Source organism: Clostridium sp. MCC344, assembly GCF_018785365.1.
GTDB lineage: Bacteria > Bacillota > Clostridia > Lachnospirales > Lachnospiraceae > Pilosibacter.
The window spans coordinates 1-17,069 of the sequence record NZ_WQPQ01000013.1 but is presented as its reverse complement, the minus strand read 5'-3'; the positions used below and the strand labels follow the sequence as shown (position 1 = coordinate 17,069).

15 protein-coding genes and 1 pseudogene are annotated in these 17,069 nt (G+C 54.1%); 3 read left to right on the top strand and 13 right to left on the bottom strand.

Annotated features, from left to right (window positions below):
* Nucleotides 1–117: 117 nt before the first annotated feature.
* From GPK90_RS02500 to GPK90_RS02490, 3 genes are all read left to right on the top strand, one after another.
* Nucleotides 118–447: a plasmid mobilization protein gene (locus tag GPK90_RS02500; protein WP_008978030.1), complete on the top strand. Its 330-nt coding sequence runs from the start codon at nucleotides 118–120 to the stop codon at nucleotides 445–447.
* Entirely contained in the window at nucleotides 408–1,754 is a 1,347-nt protein-coding gene (locus GPK90_RS02495) for a relaxase/mobilization nuclease domain-containing protein (protein ID WP_008978031.1), read from the top strand. The genes GPK90_RS02500 and GPK90_RS02495 overlap by 40 nt, the downstream gene beginning before the upstream one ends.
* Nucleotides 1,755–1,819: 65 nt before the next feature.
* Entirely contained in the window at nucleotides 1,820–2,071 is a 252-nt protein-coding gene (locus tag GPK90_RS02490; RefSeq protein WP_002585088.1) for a helix-turn-helix domain-containing protein, read from the top strand.
* Between the two features lie 177 nt (nucleotides 2,072–2,248).
* On the opposite strand, the gene GPK90_RS02485 is transcribed toward GPK90_RS02490, so the two are convergent.
* The 13 genes and pseudogenes from GPK90_RS02485 to GPK90_RS02425 all read right to left on the bottom strand — a co-directional run.
* A complete protein-coding gene (locus tag GPK90_RS02485; RefSeq protein ID WP_067539660.1) occupies nucleotides 2,249–2,614 on the bottom strand; it encodes a cysteine-rich VLP domain-containing protein in 366 nt (121 codons plus the stop codon).
* Nucleotides 2,611–2,817 carry a transposon-transfer assisting family protein gene (locus GPK90_RS02480; protein ID WP_002569181.1) on the bottom strand — a complete coding sequence of 69 codons (207 nt, stop codon included), beginning with the start codon at nucleotides 2,815–2,817 and terminating at the stop codon, nucleotides 2,611–2,613. The genes GPK90_RS02485 and GPK90_RS02480 overlap by 4 nt, the downstream gene beginning before the upstream one ends.
* 2 nt (nucleotides 2,818–2,819) lie before the next feature.
* Complete coding sequence (locus GPK90_RS02475; protein ID WP_008978032.1) at nucleotides 2,820–3,773, bottom strand: hypothetical protein; 954 nt, start codon at nucleotides 3,771–3,773, stop codon at nucleotides 2,820–2,822.
* 3 nt (nucleotides 3,774–3,776) lie between these two features.
* Complete coding sequence (locus GPK90_RS02470) at nucleotides 3,777–7,145, bottom strand: antirestriction protein ArdA (RefSeq protein WP_008978033.1); 3,369 nt, start codon at nucleotides 7,143–7,145, stop codon at nucleotides 3,777–3,779.
* Between the two features lie 240 nt (nucleotides 7,146–7,385).
* Nucleotides 7,386–9,476 (bottom strand): DNA topoisomerase 3, encoded by a 2,091-nt coding sequence (locus tag GPK90_RS02465; protein WP_008978034.1) that lies wholly within the window; start codon nucleotides 9,474–9,476, stop codon nucleotides 7,386–7,388.
* A gap of 15 nt (nucleotides 9,477–9,491) precedes the next feature.
* Nucleotides 9,492–9,680: a hypothetical protein gene (locus GPK90_RS02460; protein WP_002569177.1), complete on the bottom strand. Its 189-nt coding sequence runs from the start codon at nucleotides 9,678–9,680 to the stop codon at nucleotides 9,492–9,494.
* Nucleotides 9,677–10,378, bottom strand: a complete 702-nt coding sequence (locus GPK90_RS02455; protein ID WP_002585094.1) for a DUF4366 domain-containing protein — start codon at nucleotides 10,376–10,378, stop codon at nucleotides 9,677–9,679. Before GPK90_RS02455 ends, GPK90_RS02460 begins: the two co-directional genes overlap by 4 nt.
* Complete coding sequence (locus GPK90_RS02450; protein ID WP_002569175.1) at nucleotides 10,371–10,649, bottom strand: DUF4315 family protein; 279 nt, start codon at nucleotides 10,647–10,649, stop codon at nucleotides 10,371–10,373. Before GPK90_RS02450 ends, GPK90_RS02455 begins: the two co-directional genes overlap by 8 nt.
* Before the next feature lie 38 nt (nucleotides 10,650–10,687).
* Nucleotides 10,688–12,757 (bottom strand): C40 family peptidase, encoded by a 2,070-nt coding sequence (locus tag GPK90_RS02445; protein WP_002569174.1) that lies wholly within the window; start codon nucleotides 12,755–12,757, stop codon nucleotides 10,688–10,690.
* A gap of 35 nt (nucleotides 12,758–12,792) precedes the next feature.
* On the bottom strand, nucleotides 12,793–13,752 hold the full coding sequence (locus tag GPK90_RS02440; RefSeq protein WP_008978036.1) for a DNA-methyltransferase: 960 nt from the start codon (nucleotides 13,750–13,752) through the stop codon (nucleotides 12,793–12,795).
* Entirely contained in the window at nucleotides 13,749–16,187 is a 2,439-nt protein-coding gene (locus GPK90_RS02435) for a VirB4-like conjugal transfer ATPase, CD1110 family (protein ID WP_067539662.1), read from the bottom strand. Before GPK90_RS02435 ends, GPK90_RS02440 begins: the two co-directional genes overlap by 4 nt.
* Nucleotides 16,138–16,539 (bottom strand): PrgI family protein, encoded by a 402-nt coding sequence (locus tag GPK90_RS02430; protein WP_067539664.1) that lies wholly within the window; start codon nucleotides 16,537–16,539, stop codon nucleotides 16,138–16,140. The genes GPK90_RS02435 and GPK90_RS02430 overlap by 50 nt, the downstream gene beginning before the upstream one ends.
* A 177-nt stretch (nucleotides 16,540–16,716) precedes the next feature.
* Nucleotides 16,717–16,992 (bottom strand): annotated as a pseudogene (locus GPK90_RS02425) (VirB6/TrbL-like conjugal transfer protein, CD1112 family); the annotation flags it as partial.
* Between the last annotated feature and the right edge of the window lie 77 nt (nucleotides 16,993–17,069).

Here is a 17,069-nt window from a genome sequence, read left to right as displayed (position 1 = left end):
TAGGAAGCGGGTACCCACTTCCGTATTTTCGCCCTCCCGCGCTGCGGCGCGTCGGTTGAAAATGGCTTGTTGGGAAGTGTCCCAAACCCTCGGAACGGAAAGGAAAGGAGCGAAGCAATGGACGGACGGAAAAGGACGGTGCAAATCAAATTCAGAGTGACGGAAGCGGAACGGGATTTAATACTGGAAAAAATGAAGCTCGTACCCACCCGGAACATGGCGGCGTATCTGCGGAAGATTGCCATTGACGGGTATATCATTCAGATAGACCACGCCGATATAAAGGCAATGACCGCAGAGATACAGAAAATCGGTGTCAACGTCAACCAGATAGCCCGCCGCGTGAACGCGGCGGGGAACGCATACCAAGAGGACATAGAGGAAATAAAGGGGGTGCTTGCGGAGATATGGCGGTTACAAAGATTAAGCCTGTTAAAAGCACCCTAAGCAAAGCCCTTGACTATATCGAAAACCCGGACAAGACGGACGGGAAAATGCTCATATCCTCTTTCGGCTGCTCCTATGAAACGGCAGACATTGAGTTCGGCTATACCCTCTCGCAAGCACTGGATAAGGGCAGCAATTTAGCCTTTCACTTGATACAGTCCTTTGCGCCGGGGGAAGTGGACTATGAGAAAGCCCACGAAATCGGGAAGCAGCTTGCCGACGCGGTGACAAAGGGGCAGCATGAATATGTTGTGACGACGCACATTGACAAGGGGCATATCCATAACCACGTCATTTTTTGCGCGGTGAATTTTGTAGACCATCACAAATACAATTCCAACAAAAGGAGCTATTACGGCATACGGAACATGAGCGACAAGCTGTGCCGGGAAAATGGCTTGTCCGTCGTCGTCCCCGGCAAGGGCAGCAAGGGAAAGAGCTATGCGGAGTACCAGGCAGAAAAGACGGGTACAAGTTGGAAAGGCAAGCTAAAGATTGCCGTTGACGCGCTTATCCCCCAAGTTTCCAGTTTTGAGGAATTGCTAACGCGGTTACAGGCGGCGGGCTATGAGATAAAGCCGGGGAAATATGTTTCATGCCGCGCCCCCGGACAGGAACGCTTCACCCGCCTAAAAACCCTCGGCGCAGACTATACAGAGGAAGCCATAAGGGAACGGATAGCGGGCAGACGGGCAAAGGCGGCGAAAGCCCCCAGAGAGCAGCGCGACGTTTCGCTGCTTATCGACATTGAGAACAGTATCAAGGCGGCGCAGAGTAAGGGCTATGAACAGTGGGCGAAAATCCACAATCTGAAACAGGCAGCTAAAACCATGAATTTCTTGACGGAACACAAGATTGAACAGTACGCGGATTTAGTCAGCCGGATTGAGGAAATGTCAGCGGAAAGCGGACAGGCGGCAGACGCATTGAAGAACGCGGAAAAGCGGCTTGCGGACATGGCGGTGCTTATCAAGAATGTTTCCACCTACCAAAAGACAAAGCCCGTCTATGACGCATACCGCAAGGCAAGGAACAGGGAGAAGTACCGCGCCGGACAGGAACAGGCGATTATCCTACATGAAGCCGCCGCAAGGTCGTTGAAAGCGGCGGGCATTGCAAAGCTCCCGAACCTTGCCGCGCTGCAATCGGAGTATGAAGCCCTCCAAGCGCAGAAAGAAGCCCTTTACGCCGACTATGGGAAGCTGAAAAAGAAAGTCCGGGAATATGATATTATCAAGCAGAACATTGACAGCATTTTACAGGCAGACAGGCAGCCGGAACGTGAAAAGGGAACAGAGCGCGGATAAGGATAGCAAAATCCCCGCCGCTGTGCTATGATAAGGCTATCAAATACAGACAGGAGCGTTGAAGCATGGAAAACCAGAAAATGCCGGAATATGAAACCATACGCGCCGCCGTTGCCGGGGAAAAATGGGCGGTGGAGAAAGTCGTGGAGTGCTACAAGGACGAAATCGACAGGCTATCGACGGTAGCGGTCAGACAGCCGGACGGAAGCACGAAACAGGAAATCAACGAAGATATGCGCCAGTCTATCACAAAGAAGCTGATAGAAGCCCTCCCGCAGTTCCCACTTGAAGAAATGGAAAAGGGAAATGTCAGATAGGCAAAAAAAGAACAGGACGCGGAAGCCGGTATATGACTTCCGCGCCCTGTCTTTTTATGGGTGCTGTTTTCGTGAATGTTACGCAGTAGAACGCCATTTTCGGGGATAAAGGTATAAAGTATCGCCTATCCGATTTTCACGCCCGGAAAGCCCTGTAAATCAAGGGATTTTCCGCGCCTACTGCGTAACAGGGGTGCGTCTTTTCCTCATGCGCTCGGCGGCTTGTCTGCGGGTGATACGCTTCCGGCAGACGGGGCAGTATTTGACACTGTTAGAGGTTGACGCAAAGAACGCGCCGCACTCGGTACATTTCTTCTTATCCCCTGTCTGGTAAAGCTCCGCATAGAGCAGCCTGTCGGCGGGAAGCACCGCAACCCGGAACCACTTGCAGAGAAGCGAATAGGAAATGAGCTGCGGACATACGCATTCGTCTCCGTCGTCCAGTAAGATACAGTTCCCGTTATCATAGTTGCAGCACGTCCGGCGCACAAGGGCGTTGACTTTCCGGCTCTGGGGCGGCGTCAGCCGCTTAACCCCGTTCATACTTCATCAGCGGCGTAAATGGGAAGCTCTGCAAATTCCGCTTCGGTCAAAGCGTCCACTTTGGAAAGGGTGCGCTTTGCAAGCTCCCGCATATCCGCGTCCATGTAGGGCAGCGCGGCGTTGACATTCTCAATCAAAGCCCGCTTGCCGCCCTCGTTGTAAATGCTCAAAAGGTTTGTTTCTTCAACAGTCAGTCTAATCATGCTCATACCTCCATATCGTGATTTTTTGTTTTTGCCGCCGCCTTTTTCGGGGCGGTCTTTGCCTTGTCTGCTTTAAGCTGCGCCCGGATAGAGGGGCGGGGCTTCCTTATCTCCCTGTCCCGGTTCTCCCCCTTGTCAATCAGCGCATACGTCCCATGTCTGCCCTCGATTTTGGAAAAGGAAAGAGTCTTATAGGGCAGCATGGAGAAAAGGCGGTCAGTGTCCTTTGTGGCTGCAAGCCGCATGAACGCCGGGGAAAGCTCTGCCATGAAATGGGTCTTGTTCGGGCTATTCGGCTCATAGTGCCGCTTCATTTCCCGCACAATGCGCCGCGCTTCCGTTTCAATCAGCCCGTCCCGCAAGGCTGTGATATGCGCCTTGAAGTCCCCCGGTGGAAGCTGCTCCCGGCTGCGCCGTTCTTCCTGTAAGAGTGATTGCAGCGCGTCCGGGTCGTCGGGTAGGGCTTCAAAGCGTTCAAACTTCCCAAGCTGCGGGTCTGGGTTGCCGTTGAAGAACCGTCCGGCGGGTATCTCCCTTTCCCCTCGCTCATAAATCAGCTTCACCGTATCGGCGGGCAGTTCCTTTTCCTTGACGCGCTCATAATGTTTAGCGTAGTCCAGTTCGTACAGATTGCCCTTAATTTTCCCGCGCTCCTTTCCCGTCAGCTCGATTGCATAGGCAAGGACGCGGTCGCTTGTCTGCTCCATGTAGAAACGCCATGTGTTGTGGGGCGCGGTGTCTTTGAGGAAAACGTCGCGCTCCCGGAAACAGTGCGTCCCGGACGGGCGGCAGAACCACAAAAGGGTCTTGTCCTCCCTGTTGGGGCTTGCCGCCGCCTTTGCGATAATCTCTTTGTCAATGTCTAAGTCGCTCTGGTAAAAGCCTGTGTTCTGCTTCATAATCGCTTCAAGGGAAGCGAACAAATCCACGTTTTCAAATTTACTCTGTTCCGGCATGGGTCAGCTCCTTTCCAAGTCCTGTGACTTCTGCTTTGCGTTTTTCTTCTGCGCCTTTTCCTTGTCGGCTCTAAGCTGCGCCCGGATAGAGGGCTTTTTTTCCGGCTTCGCTCCCTTGCCGCGCTCCTTGTCGGCTTTGACAGCGTTAGCCAGGTCAACAAGGGAAATCTGCTCGCCCGCCTTTACCTTTGCTTCCAGTTCGTCAACGGTGGGGGTGTTGTTGATGATACCGTCAATCATGTTTCCGTTCTGCTCTATGGTCTGCTCGGCGGTTTTCAAGGGATTGTCCCGCTGCGCCTGTTCTGCGGCAACGGCAAACGCCCGCGTCCCATTCCCCATAATCAGATACTTTCCGTCGTCCGACTGGTGGTGAAAGCCATATCCGGCGGCTTCTATCTGCTCCCGGCTCATAGCGGTTACATGGAAAGTCCCTCTCGGTGTTTTGACAGTTTCGCCCGTTTCCAAGTCGTCCGGGGTAAGCTGCTTCTGCTCCTGTAAAAACTCCGGCACTTCCCGGAAACCTACACTGTCAACGAAATGCGCCGCGTCCTGTCCGTCCTGATGAAGCACTACCACGTCCGAAACGGAAAGGCTGTGTCCCTTAAAATCTTTGGGGTGGTCGATATTGAAACGGGTGTAAATATCTTCAAGGGAAGTTTCCGGCGCAAGGGGCGCGGAATAGACAAGCTCATAGTTCGCCCTGTCAACCACATTTCCCGCCGCCTGCAGGCGGTCGTATGGCTCAAAGCGGAAATCCCTTGTTTCGTCCCCGCCTTTTATCTGGTAAATGGAAAAGGTGTCTTTGTCCTGTCCGGCGGTCTGCGCCGTTTCCTGTGCCTTTGCGTAAAGCTGCTTTACGTCGCCCTCGGTCAGCCCGCCGCTTTTGAGCTGCCCCATAAGCTCGCGGCATTTCTCCGGCGTTCCCGTATAAAGCACGTCGCCCATTTTCGCCCGCCCGTTCTCCTGTGTCACATAGGCTTGCAAGAGGTGGCTGTTTTCCGGGCTGTCGCCGTAAGGGTTCCGGCGCATCTTGTAAATCGTTTCCGGGGTAAAGGCTTCTTTCGGGGCTGCGCCCGCCTTTTCCTGTGCGCCGGATTTTCCCGGTGCGGCTGCTTCCGGCTTCTCTTTCCCGGCTGTATCTGCCTTTGCCGGGGCTTCCGGCTGCGGCTGTTCTTTCGGGGCTGCCTTTTCCTCTCTGGTGGGCTGCTCCTGTCCGGCGGTCTGCTCCTTGTCCTGTGCCTTTTGCAGCTCCGCAAGATTTTCGTCTATGGAATTGATAATCTCGGCGGCTGCGCTGCGTATCGTTTCAAGGGAGCTTTTCAGCTCGGACAGCTCCCGCCCGCTGCTCCACCCGGCGACATAGCCGAAAGAGTAGTCCGACGTGTCAAGCCCGTAATGTTGGCAGACAGTATAGGCGACGCTTTCCGCTTCGACTTCGCGGGTGCGGCGGTCAACGTGGGGCTGCTGCTCGTCCTTTGGCGCGTTGAGGTCAATGTCGTGCAGCTTCGCATGGGCGATTTCGTGAATGGCGGTCTTTAAGGTCTGTAATTCGCTCATGCCCTCGTTGATAGCAATGCGCTTGTCCTCCAAGTGGTAGTAGCCATGAGAGCCGCCCTCGATATTCTCAAAGGCGATAGGAACGGGGGAAGTCTTTTCAAGGGCTGCGAAAAAATCCTTGTAGCGGTCAACGTCGCCCGTCAGCTCGTCAACGGCAATATCCGGCAGCTCCTTTCCCTCGGTCTGGGAAACGTCAAAGACGGATACCACCTTGTAGGCGGGTATGGTGACTTCCTTTTCCTCGGTGACGGGCTTTCCATCCTTGCCGATTATGGGCTTCTGTGTGTGCGGGTCGATTTTCTGCATTTCCTGTTTGATTTTATAGGGCGACGGGGCAATGATTTTAATTCCCTTTTGCCCTTTCATCACGTTTCGCTCAAAGTTATTCTTCCAAGCGGAAAAGCCCGCCACAAGGGAAGCGTCCGGCTTCTGCATGGCGATAAGGACGGTGTTTCGGAAGCTGTAATTATGGAATTTTGACATGACTTTCAGATATTCCTTGTAACGCTCGCTGTCAAAGAGTTCCGCAATACCCTGTTCCAGACGGTCGGTAATCTCTTTTAATTTCTCGGCGGGCTTCTCGCTCGTCAGCACGATAGGGATAACCGGGCGCGGCTCCTGTGGCTGCTCTGCGGTCTGCGCGGTTCTCTGCCCCGGCGCGGCTGCGTCAAAATCTGCTTTTTCCGGGTCGGGGCGTGACCGCTGCGGGGGCTGCGGCGTTACCCGGTATTCCTGTGGAACGTCGCGCCCGTCGTACCATTCTGTAAAGGTGTTGCGGTTGTTGTAGATATAGCCCTTTTCGGTAAACATACCGTCGTCGTTAATGGAAGCGTCGCGCCCGTATTCCTCATACATGAAATACTTTTTCGCTTCTTCGGGCAGTTCGGGTTCTTCCAGTTCATCAACCAGATAACGCCCGTATTCTTCTTCATTGTGGACGGACGGATAAATCCAGTAGCAGTCAAGGTTTTGTGCAAGGTTGATGATGTCCTGTAAGCTGTCGGCATGGTCGCCGTATTCAATGGCTGCAATGAATTTCTCCCGGTCGTCGTCAAACTGCATTTCCAAGAGCTTCCCTAAATAGTTCAGCTCGTCGGGGTGGGAATACTCGCTTAAATGTTCCGCCAAGCCGGGGATAGGGGATTGAAATTCTGTGAAATGCCATTCCTCGTAATGCTTGAAGTCAATCCCGATACGGTCAAAGACTTCTTTCAGATGTTCGGCAGTCGTGGGGAACGTCACCCATTCGCCCGCGGGTCTGCCCTCGGTGTACTTCCCAAGATTGGAAAGATAGCCGCTTAAAATCGGTTCTGCCATTTGTTCGCTCCTTTCTTTTTCAATCATGCGGTGCATAAGCTCAAAATCCTCAATGCTCATGCTCCCGTCAAATACATAGGGGTTAAAATCCTCTCCGTCCCGGTAGGGCTTTTCGGAAAAGGGAAGCCCCGCTTCATGGGCGGCTGCCCTCGCTTCCTCGATAACCTCCGGGGGAAGCCTGTCGTCATGCGCCCCGATAAAACCGTCAATGTCGTTCATGCTGTTTTCGTAGTGGTAGCGCACTCCGGCGGTCAGCTCGTCAAGGCTCATGTCCTCGCCTAAATGCCCGCAGTAATAGCCGTTTAGGATAACGGCGGCGGGGTCGGTGCTTTTGATTTCCTCTAACCGGCTCCTGTCCTCCGGGTAGAGGGTGTCGTCCATATCAAGATGAAAATATTCCGCGTTCCATGAACGCCCCTGTTTCCAGAACGCCACCCATGCGATACCGTCCCTAAGCTCGTCTTGATAGTCCTTTACGGTGTCCCGTAAACTTGCCATAGTGAAAAACCTCCTTTCTTTGGGGCAGCGTCACAAGCTGCATTTTTGGGCTGCATGGTCTACTACGGGTACGCCCGCATTTCTGCCAAAGATTTCTCAAAAATTTTTAGAGGGTGAAGCCCTCCGCAAAAGAGGGTTTGGGAAACTTCCCAACAAGCAAAATCCCCGTCCGGCGCGTCAGCGTCGCAACGGGGATTTACGGAAGTGGGTACCCGCTTCCTATGCTTGCTATTCAAGTTTTTAGTTCTTCTGTACTTCGATACGGTAGTTGACGTATTTCCCGCCAGTGTCAGCCAGAACGATAGTTCCGTCATAGGTCTTGCCTGTTTTCGGGGAATAGAGCTTCTTCACATTCACTTTGCCGGATTTAAGGAGCGCGGCGGCAATCTTCGCGGAAAAAGCGGTCTTGCGTTCCTCGAAAAAGCGGTCATTCTTCCACATGACAAAGGCACATTCTTTGTTGCTGCAATAATAGTTTTTCTTCCCCTCATGGACGGGGGAACCGCAACGGGGGCATTTGCCGACAGAGGGCTTTTCCTCCCGGAACAAATCCTTTTTCCCGTCCAGTGCTGCGGCGTGTGTCTGCACAAGCTCCCGCGCCATAGCTTCAATGCCGGACAGAAATTCGCCGGGGTCTGCGGCTCCCTTTGCTATCTGCGTCAGATTGTTTTCCCATTCTGCGGTAAGCTGCGGGGAAGTGAGCATATCCGGCAAGACTGATATAAGGGCGGCTCCGTTCTGCGTGGGGATAAGCTGCTTCCCCTTGCGCTCTGCAAAGCCGCCCTTTACCAGTTTTTCAATGACGGCGGCGCGGGTGGCGGGAGTGCCAAGCCCCCGGCGTTCCGCGTCCGGGTCGGTGTCCCCGTTCCCGGCTCGCTCCATAGCAGAGAGAAGCGACGCTTCGCTGTGGGGCTTCGGCGGCGTTGTGGTATGCTCCGTTACTTTTGCGGCGGGGTTAGGAAAGTTCTGTCCCTCGGAAAGCTCCGGCAGCGTCACGCCCTCATTTTCCCCGTCCTCTGCTTCGGGCTTATCTTTCAGCGTCGCCCGGTATCTGCGTTCAAGCTCTTTCCAACCCTCCGCAAGTACGGTCTTTCCCCTTGCGGTGAAGTCTGTCCCGGCGCATGAGAAAACCGCCGTAACCGCTTCATAAATATGCGGCTCGGCGGTGGCAAAAAGCAGACGCGCCCCCGCAAGGGTAAGGATATTCTTCTCGCTTTCCGGCAGCGCGTCCGGGTCAGCCTTTGCAAGCTCCATAGTGGGAATGATTGCGTGGTGGTCTGATACTTTCTTGCTGTCTAATACCTTTGCAATCTCCGGCGTGAAGTCCGCGCCCGCCATAAAGGGGAGCTTTTCGCAAAGCAGCGCGATAATGTCCGCTGCGGTGCCGCCCATGTCGTCAGTAAGAAAGCTGCTGTCCGTCCTCGGATAAGTAAGGAGCCGCTTTTCATAAAGGGATTGTGCAAGGTCAAGGGTCTGCTTTGCGGTGTAACCGAAAATGCGGTTCGTTTCCCGCTGCAAAGAGGTAAGGTCAAAGAGCTTTGGCGGGGCTGCGGTTTTCTTCTCTCTGGTAAGGGAAACGCATACCGCCTTTCCCGCTTCGCAAGCCCCTTTCAGCGCGTCGGCTTCTGCCTTGTCCGAAATCCTTTCGCTTGCCGCGTCCGCGCCGGATAAATCAAGGCGAACATGATAATATTTTTCTTTCTGGAAATGGGAGATAGCCGCGTCCCGGTCGGTGAGCATTTTTAAGGTCGGGGTCTGGACGCGCCCCACGTTCAAGGTCTTTCCATACAGGCAGGAGAAAAGCCGGGTGGCGTTAATGCCGATAAGCCAGTCAGCCTTTGCGCGGCAGAGGGCGGACGCAAAGAGCGCGCCATAGTCCCGCCCGTCTTTGAGGGAAGCAAAGCCCGCCTTAATCGCCCCGTCCTCCATTGAAGAAATCCACAAGCGGCGCATGGGCTTCTTGCAGCCCGCCACTTCGTAGACAAAGCGGAAAATCAATTCACCCTCGCGCCCCGCGTCACACGCATTTACCACTTCGGAAACGTCGGCGCGGTGCATAAGCTCTTTAATGGTTTTGAATTGCTTCCCCTTGTCCGGGTCAACGGCGTACTGCCATTCCTCCGGCAGAATGGGTAAGCTGTCAAAACTCCATTTTTTATATTGCTCCCCGTAGGCGGCAGCTTCCGCAAGCTGTACCAAATGCCCGACGCACCATGAAATGAGGTAGCCGCCGCCCTCGATATACCCGTCCTGTTTCCCCTTAATGCCAAGCGCGGCGGCGATAGTCTGCGCCATGCTCGGCTTTTCTGCAATCACAAGTCTAAATGCCATGAAAAAATCCTCCTTTCAGCGTTCCGGCGCGGTGTGCTTCTTCTCCTGTGCCTGTTTCAGACAATAGCCGATACAGGGGGATTGCGCCTTATAAGGGCAACGCATACACGCCGGGGATTTTGGAACGGGCGGCGCACTGTCACGCCGCCCGGTGGGTCTTTGTACCATCATTTTTTCTAAAGGGTTTTCGGTGAAAAGCGTCATGCTTCCTCGTCCTCCTGTTCTTCATCAGAAAGCCCGTCCCCCTCGTCCTCGTCGTAATCGTCAAAATCGAAATCTTCAAGGTCGGTGTCGCCCTTGACGTTCTGCTTTGGCTTCATAAACTTAAAATAATAGAACGCGCCCCCGCCGCCAAGAAGTGCCACGACAAGGAAAAGCACAAGCCCGCCTGTATTGCCTTTCTCTTTGGGCTGCTCTGTTGGTTTCTCGGTTTCCGGCTCCGCTTCCTTGCCGCTGCAAGCGGTCATGTTGTCCTTGCAGACAGGGCAGCTCACATTTACCTTTCCGGCTTCGCATTTATCGGTGCAACTGCAAACGGCGGGCGGGGCTGCTTCGGTGCTTCCGTCCTCCATAAGTGCTAAGAGGTCGGCTTCGTCCACTTGATTAAGGAAATGTACGGTGTCCTCGCCCTCGTCGTCCCGGTCAATGAGGATATAAAAGTAATTGCCGTTTTTGGTCGTTACGGTGATAAGCTGCTTGTTGCCGCCGAAATCGTCTACAAGGGTCGCGTTCCCGTCCGGGGTAAGGGGTTCTTCCTTTTGGGGTTCCTCGTAGACAACGCCGCTGTCGTTGGTGTCGTCCTCTCCCTCCGGGGTCTGTGCAAAAGCGGTGACGGAAAAGCCGCCCATAAGTACAAGGGCGGCGCAAAGTGCGGTCAAGGTTCTAAGGATTTTCTTATTCATTCTCGGTGTCCTCCATTTCTTCGGTGTCATGGTCTGCGGGTTCTGCGGGGTAGCCCGGCGCGGCTTCCATACCCGGAATACCGCCCCCGGAAAGCATAGCGGAAAGCTCATGCGGGGAAAGGCGCATGGAGCGCACAAGCTGTACGATTTGCAGGTTTTCCGCTTCGGTTTTCTGCGCTTCAAGCCCCCTTAATCTGTTCTGGTACTCGGTGATTTTCTCGCGGGTCTTTGCAATCTCTTTGTCGATACGTTCAATTTTGTTCATAGCCATCAATAAATTTCTCCTTTCAGATTTTCATTTTTTTGTTGTCAGTTCCAATTCATTAAGCCGTAGCCCTTGATACAGGAGTAATTGACGGGGTAGCTCTTTATCTTGCAGGCGTCGCCGGAATTGCCCTCGACGGTATAGACGCGCTCCCCGTCCGTTCCGATAACAAGCCCCACATGGTCTGCGCTCCCGTCCCCGTCCCAGTCGAAAAAGATAGCGTCGCCGGGGGCGATATTCTCATAGCCCCTCGCGCCCCATTGCCCGCGTGACTGGAACCAGGGTACGCCCTGTGACTGGCACCCGGCAAAGCGCGGCTCGCTCTTTCCGGCTTGATTGTAGCACCATGAAACGAAACAGGCGCACCATTCCACGCGGCTGTTAAATCCGTACCAGCTCCAAAAGGGTCGCCCGCCCACGTTGCCGACTTGCCGCTTCGCAAGGTCTACAACGGCGGTGTTGCCGGGGCGTGTGCCGTTTACAAGCTGTACGCCGCTTAAATCCTCGGACGCGCCCATATCGGGGGAGCCGCCGCCGAAAATCAGCGGTTTGTTTCCGCTTGTTTCCAGATAGACGCGGTACATTTCAAGCTGCTGTGGCGTTAGAAGTTCCTCCGCAATCTCGGAAATGGGCTTGTTCGTCAGCTTCACGTTGAGGATATGGTACTCGTAGGGTACTTCCTCGGTGGTCGTTTCCCCTGTTTCCGGGTCTGTGCTTGTTTCTGTGCGGTAGCGGATTTCCGTTTCTTCTGTCAGCGTCAAAGTGTACTGCATGGCAAAGACGCGATTTAGCTCTGCCTGTGCGCTCTGCGGGGTGTAGGTCTGCAAAAGGGCGGTGAGGTAGGACGCTAACTCATGGGGGTTATGCCCGATACTGTCAAGGTCATAGCGGTATTCGTCATAGCCGGGGTGGGTGCTTTCGATATTGTCAATCTGCTGCTGAAGCTCGTTTTCCTTTGCGGCGTAATTGTTCTCCGTCGCCACAAGGTCGCTGTCCTCCGACGTGTAGGAAGTCCCAAGTATGCCGTTCATCAAGCCGGAGAACATGGAACCGCAAGAGGAAAGCCCCGCCGATACCATGATGAATAAGAGCAGCGCGGCAACGGCGATACATACGCCCGCCGGGTGCCGCCCTACAAAAGCGATTGCCTTTTTTGTTTCCTCGGCGGTCTTTTTTGCCGCCTTGCGGGTGTTCTCTGCGGCTTTCTGCGCCGTTTTTGCGCCGCCTTTCCTTGCCGACTTTGCATACTGCCGCTTGATTTGCTGCTTCTGCATGAAGCGGGAAAGGGGATTGCCCGCAATCTGCGGATTGTCATGCAGGGCTTTATGGTACTGGAAATCCACATTCGCCTTGAACGCCGCTTTCTCTGCCTTTGCCGCCGCCCGGTAGGGTTTGAGCTTGTGGCTGTGGTAGCCCTCCTTGACTTTCCGCGCCCCGTACTTTGCGCCGCGCTCTGCCAGTTCTTCGGATTTGTGCGCCCCCTCAACGCCGGAATTGTCCTTTTCAACGGAATGTATCTTGTTGTGGACGAAAATACCCGCTTCCTGTGCGGGGCGGGATAGCGGGTTATTGTGGGGCTTATTCTTTCCTATGGGCTTTTCCTGTTCCTCAAAATGTAGGCGGGTCTTGCCTTTCCCGGTGGCTTCATCAAAGGTGCGCTCCCGTACAAGTTTCTTTTCTTTGGGGATAGCCGCCTTTGCCGCGTCCAGACGGTCGGCTGCTTTGTCCGATTTTCGGATATACCTTTCAAGCTCCGGCGTTGCCCGTTCCTCGTCGGTAAACTGCAAGCGGGAAGATTTTTCTTTTGCTGTGGCTTCTGCCTGTGCTTTCCTCGCCGCCTTTTTGCTCGCCTTTCTGGTACGCGCCCCGTCGATACGTTCCAAGACGCGCTCGGCTGCTGCGGTGTCCTGTTCCCGTTCTGCCCCCGGCGCATGGGGAAGCGGCGGCGTGTCGGTTAAGGGCGGGGAAGTTGCGCCGCCCGGTAGGGGCTGCGCTGCCTGTTCCGGCTGCGGTGGGGCTTCGGTCTTTGCAAAGTCCGCGTCCCTTATCCGCTTGCTGATACGTTTCTTTTTCCCGGTAGCGGCGTTTACCTCGACAGCCCCCTCGCGGGTCATTTTCTGCGTGACTTTTTCACGCGCCTTATATTGTTTTATGTGTCTGTCCCTCCAATCCGCGCCCTTGCAAGGGCGCAATACTCGGCGTTTATCTCAATGCCTATATAATGCCTGTCAAGCTGCTTTGCGGCTGCCCCCGTCGTGCCGCTGCCGAAAAAGGGGTCAAGCACAACGCCGCCTTTCGGACAGCCCGCCTTGATACAGGTTTCGGCAAGTTTTGGCGGGAACGCGGCGAAATGCCCGCCCTTGTAGGGAACGGTATTGATAAGCCACACGTCCCGCCTGTTCCGCATGGTCGGCATGAGGGCTTCGTCGTAGTAGCTGCCGCTTCGCGCCCGGTTAAGCCCCTGTACGTTCCCCTGTCCGGGTACTTCGTCCGCATATTTCTGTCCCGCGCTGCGCCCGGTGCGGTACCGCGCCGCCGTTGTGGGGGCTAACGGCTCGGCTATGGCGGCTGCGTCATAAAAATACTTCTTTGACTTCGTAAGCAGAAAGATATGTTCATAGCAGCGGGTAGGGCGGTCTTTCACGCTCTCCGGCATGGGGTTTTCTTTCTGCCAGATAATGTCGCTCCTTAAATACCACCCGTCAGCGCGTAGGGCAAAAGCTAAAAGCCAGGGAATACCGATTAAGTCCTTTTGTTTGCAGCCGGAAACGCGGTTGTTTCTTGCAATCTGCTGTCCGTTTCTCCCTTTCGGGTTCTTCGGGTCTGCATGGTAGCCTTTATTTCCTGTGCCGCAGTAGGTGTCCGCGATATTCAGCCAGAGCGTACCGTCAGAACGCAGTACCCGGCGCAGTTCGCGGAAAACCTCGGTCAGCCTGTCAATGTACTGCTCCGGCGTGTCCTCCCGCCCAATCTGCATATCAAGCCCGTAATCCCTAAGCGCATAGTAGGGCGGGCTTGTGACGCAACAGTGTACGCTTTCCTCTGGAAGCTCCCGCAAGGCATAGAGCGCGTCCCGGTTGATAATGGTGTCTGTCCTTAATTTTGTCATGCTTCGCCCACTTCCTCCGGCTTCGTCGTCATTACCCGGTAAAGCTCGGTGTCTTTCGGGAAGCGGTCTACAAAGGGCAGCACCACGTTCCCGTAGAAGATAAGCCCCTCGCCCGCTTCGGTGTGGGTGACATACTTCATCTGCTGCGGGGAGATGTTGAGCTGCTTTGCAAGGATAGCCCGGTCGCCCGCCGCCTGATTGAGCATGAGGACAAAATCAGAGTTTTCAAAGATATTCTCCACTTCGCGGGAAGCAAGCAAATCCTTGACGTTCTGCGTAATGGCTGTGGGTATGCCGCCCCATTTTCTGAAACGCTTCCAGATTTCAACGGAATAGGCGGCGGTCTGTTCCTCTTTCAAGAGAAGATGAAATTCGTCCATAAAATACCGGGTGGATTTCCTTTCTGCCCGGTTGACGGTGACGCGGTTCCATACCTGGTCCTGCACAATGAGCATACCTAACTTTTTGAGCTGCTTCCCAAGCTGCTTGATGTCAAAGCAGACAAGGCGGTTAGAAAGTTCCACGTTGGTACGGTGGTTAAAGACGTTCAAGCTGCCGGAAACGTAAAGCTCCAATGCCGCCGCGATACGCGCCGCTTCCGGCTCCGGCTGCTTCAAAAGCTCGTCGTAGAGGTCGCCCAAGATAGGCATTTTCTCCGGGTCGGGGTCTGCAAGGAAAGGGCGGTACACGTTCCTAACGGCGCGGTCAATGACGGTCTTATCGACGGGCTGCAAGCCCTCCTTGCCGCCGATTACAAGCTCGCAGAGGGAGAGGATAAAGTCGGATTTCAGCGCAAGGGGGCTGTCGTCCTCGGAATAGTTGAGGTTAATATCCATAGGGTTCACATACTGGGGCTTCCCGTCAATGCCCTTGCCCGTAGGCGATAACCGTATCACTTGCCCGTCAAGCCGCTGCACAAGGGAAAAATACTCTGCTTCCGGGTCGCAGATAATTATGTCGTCGTCGGTAATGAGGAAAGCGTTTGTCATTTCCCGTTTGGCGGCAAAGGATTTCCCGCTTCCCGGCGTACCCAAGATTAAGCCGTTGGGGTTCTTTAGCTGCTTGCGGTCGCAGAGTATCATGTTGTTAGACAGGGCGTTTAAGCCGTAGTACAAAGCCGCGCCCGTCTGGAAAAGCTCCTGTGTGATAAAGGGGATAAAGATAGCGGTGCTTGACGTGGTAAGCCCTCTTTGAATGGGGATAAGGTTCTCCCCAAGCGGTACAGAGGACATAAGCCCCGCTTCCTGTTGGTAGTCAAGGCGGGTCAAGGCGCAGTTGTTCTTCTGTGCAATGCCCGCCGCCGCGAATACGTCATTTTCCAGTTTCCGCTTCGTGTCCGCCATGTTCACCACAAGGAACGTCAAGAGGAACATTCTTTCATTCCGGCTCTGCAAGTCCTGTAAGAGGTTCTTCGCTTCGCTGCCGAACGTGGCAAGGTCGGACGGGATTATATCCATGTCGTAGCCGCTGCGTACCGCTTTTTTCTGTTCCTCGATTTTCATTTTGTCAAGGTCGGTGATTTTCCGCTTGATTGTCTTTATGGCTTCGGTCTGGTCGATACTGTGGATATGCAGATTGACGATAACGCCCGTTTCCAAGTCCAGAATATCCGATAAGATACGGTCGTTTAATTCCGGCGCAAGGATTTCAAGGAATGAAACCGCGCCGATTTTGCGCCCCATGCGGAAATAACGCCCCTCGCCAAAACGGAAAGAGGATGGGGCGATAAAGTCCTTTGTGGAAAGCCCGGACGGGGCAAGCCATGAAAAATCAAAGGCAAACTGCCCGCCCTCCGGGTGGAAAATGCCATGCAGCATTTTAAGGCGTTCATAGCCTGTCATGGGGCGGGCAGACACGCCCAAGAGCTTAAAGTTGTTGAGTACGTCCGTTTCGATACGGGCAAGGCGGGATTTCGCCGCGCCCAGACTGTCGGCTTCAATGGCAAAGGTGATATATTTTGCTTTGACAAGCCCGTTGTTTCCCTTTGCAAGCTGGTTTTTCAGCATATTCCGGTATTCTGTGCGGATAGAGTTGAAAGCGTCCTCCTGTGCCGGGATATTGACCGCCTTTTCCGCTTCGCCCCGCTGCGTCCCCTGATTGATGAAAGAGAGCTGCACCGAAACGGAAGCGTCAAAGTAGTTGAGGAAGTCGCACCAGTTCTCAAAAATGGCGGTCTTGTCGTCTGCCTGTGCAAGCTGATAGTTAATATCTTCAAAGGCGACGGTCTTTGAGTATTTCCGTCCCGTAACCTTGCAGATACCGTCCGGGTACATCTGGATATAGGGGATTGTCTGCTGTGCGGTGTGGGCTTTCCCGTCGCCCTTTGCCTGTCTGATGATTTCCGCAATCTGCTTTTTCTCGGCGCGGGTGAGCTTGCGGGGCGGGTTAGGCTTTGCGCTTCCCGCCGCGCTGTTTCTTCGTGTTTCCTTTTGCAATCGCTGATACCTCCTTTTCAAGTTTTCTCTGCCGTTCTAAGACGGAATAAAAGTTGTCTGTCCTGTATGGTCGTTCTTTGGGGGCTATGAATTTCGTCCGTATGATGTTCTTCACCACCACTTCAAGGGGCTGTCCATGCTTTTCATACATGGCGAACAGGAAACAGGGCAGCATGACGGCAATCATAGCCATAGACGCAAGGCTTGTGCCTGTGCTGTCTTTGAGCAGAAAGAAAAGCGGAAGCCCTAACAGGAGAGCTACCGCAAAACATACAATCTGCCGTTTGGTAAGGTTGAAAGCTACTTTTGTCTTGACTTTGGATAAGTCTTTGGGTACGGGTACATACGCCAAGTGGAAACCTCCTTTCTCTGGGTTTTTTGCTGCTGTAAGTTCCCATAGGGGTAATCAAGGCAAAGGTCAATTTCTGCCCTTTGCCCGTCCCTATTCTATGGGGTTTTCCCGCGTCAAGGTCGGGTAGTATTTTCGCCGCTTTGCTCTGAAAATCTCCACCCTACCCTTGACACGCCGCTAATGCGCGGAGAAAATCGACTTCGCCAGTGCGCCGGATTTGAACAGGGAGAAACAGAGGATAACGGTATAGGCTGCAAGGGAAAAAATCGCGCTGTGCAGGTTGTCCGCTATTATCATGTTGTTCACCAAAACCGCGTAAATGCCGACGCATATCATTATGAGGAAGCCTTGAAAGCCAAGCGCGAACAGGGATTTTAGGTAGTTGTTCCCTATCTGTCCCCATTCCCGATTAGTCATTGTTGCGAACGGGATAGGCGATACCGAACAGTAAAGTAGGGTAAGAACCCGGCGCCTTACCATATCACTATGGCAGGTTTCCGAGAACTCCCCTCCGAACCGGACTTACACCT

Bases quoted from the DNA above. Each gene is read 5' to 3' on its own strand.
- GPK90_RS02500 (WP_008978030.1), top strand. From the start codon at position 118: ATGGACGGACGGAAAAGGACGGTGCAAATCAAATTCAGAGTGACGGAA.
- GPK90_RS02495 (WP_008978031.1), top strand. From the start codon at position 408: ATGGCGGTTACAAAGATTAAGCCTGTTAAAAGCACCCTAAGCAAAGCC.
- GPK90_RS02490 (WP_002585088.1), top strand. From the start codon at position 1,820: ATGGAAAACCAGAAAATGCCGGAATATGAAACCATACGCGCCGCCGTT.
- GPK90_RS02485 (WP_067539660.1), bottom strand. From the start codon at position 2,614: ATGAACGGGGTTAAGCGGCTGACGCCGCCCCAGAGCCGGAAAGTCAAC.
- GPK90_RS02480 (WP_002569181.1), bottom strand. From the start codon at position 2,817: ATGATTAGACTGACTGTTGAAGAAACAAACCTTTTGAGCATTTACAAC.
- GPK90_RS02475 (WP_008978032.1), bottom strand. From the start codon at position 3,773: ATGCCGGAACAGAGTAAATTTGAAAACGTGGATTTGTTCGCTTCCCTT.
- GPK90_RS02470 (WP_008978033.1), bottom strand. From the start codon at position 7,145: ATGGCAAGTTTACGGGACACCGTAAAGGACTATCAAGACGAGCTTAGG.
- GPK90_RS02465 (WP_008978034.1), bottom strand. From the start codon at position 9,476: ATGGCATTTAGACTTGTGATTGCAGAAAAGCCGAGCATGGCGCAGACT.
- GPK90_RS02460 (WP_002569177.1), bottom strand. From the start codon at position 9,680: ATGACGCTTTTCACCGAAAACCCTTTAGAAAAAATGATGGTACAAAGA.
- GPK90_RS02455 (WP_002585094.1), bottom strand. From the start codon at position 10,378: ATGAATAAGAAAATCCTTAGAACCTTGACCGCACTTTGCGCCGCCCTT.
- GPK90_RS02450 (WP_002569175.1), bottom strand. From the start codon at position 10,649: ATGGCTATGAACAAAATTGAACGTATCGACAAAGAGATTGCAAAGACC.
- GPK90_RS02445 (WP_002569174.1), bottom strand. From the start codon at position 12,757: ATGACCCGCGAGGGGGCTGTCGAGGTAAACGCCGCTACCGGGAAAAAG.
- GPK90_RS02440 (WP_008978036.1), bottom strand. From the start codon at position 13,752: ATGACAAAATTAAGGACAGACACCATTATCAACCGGGACGCGCTCTAT.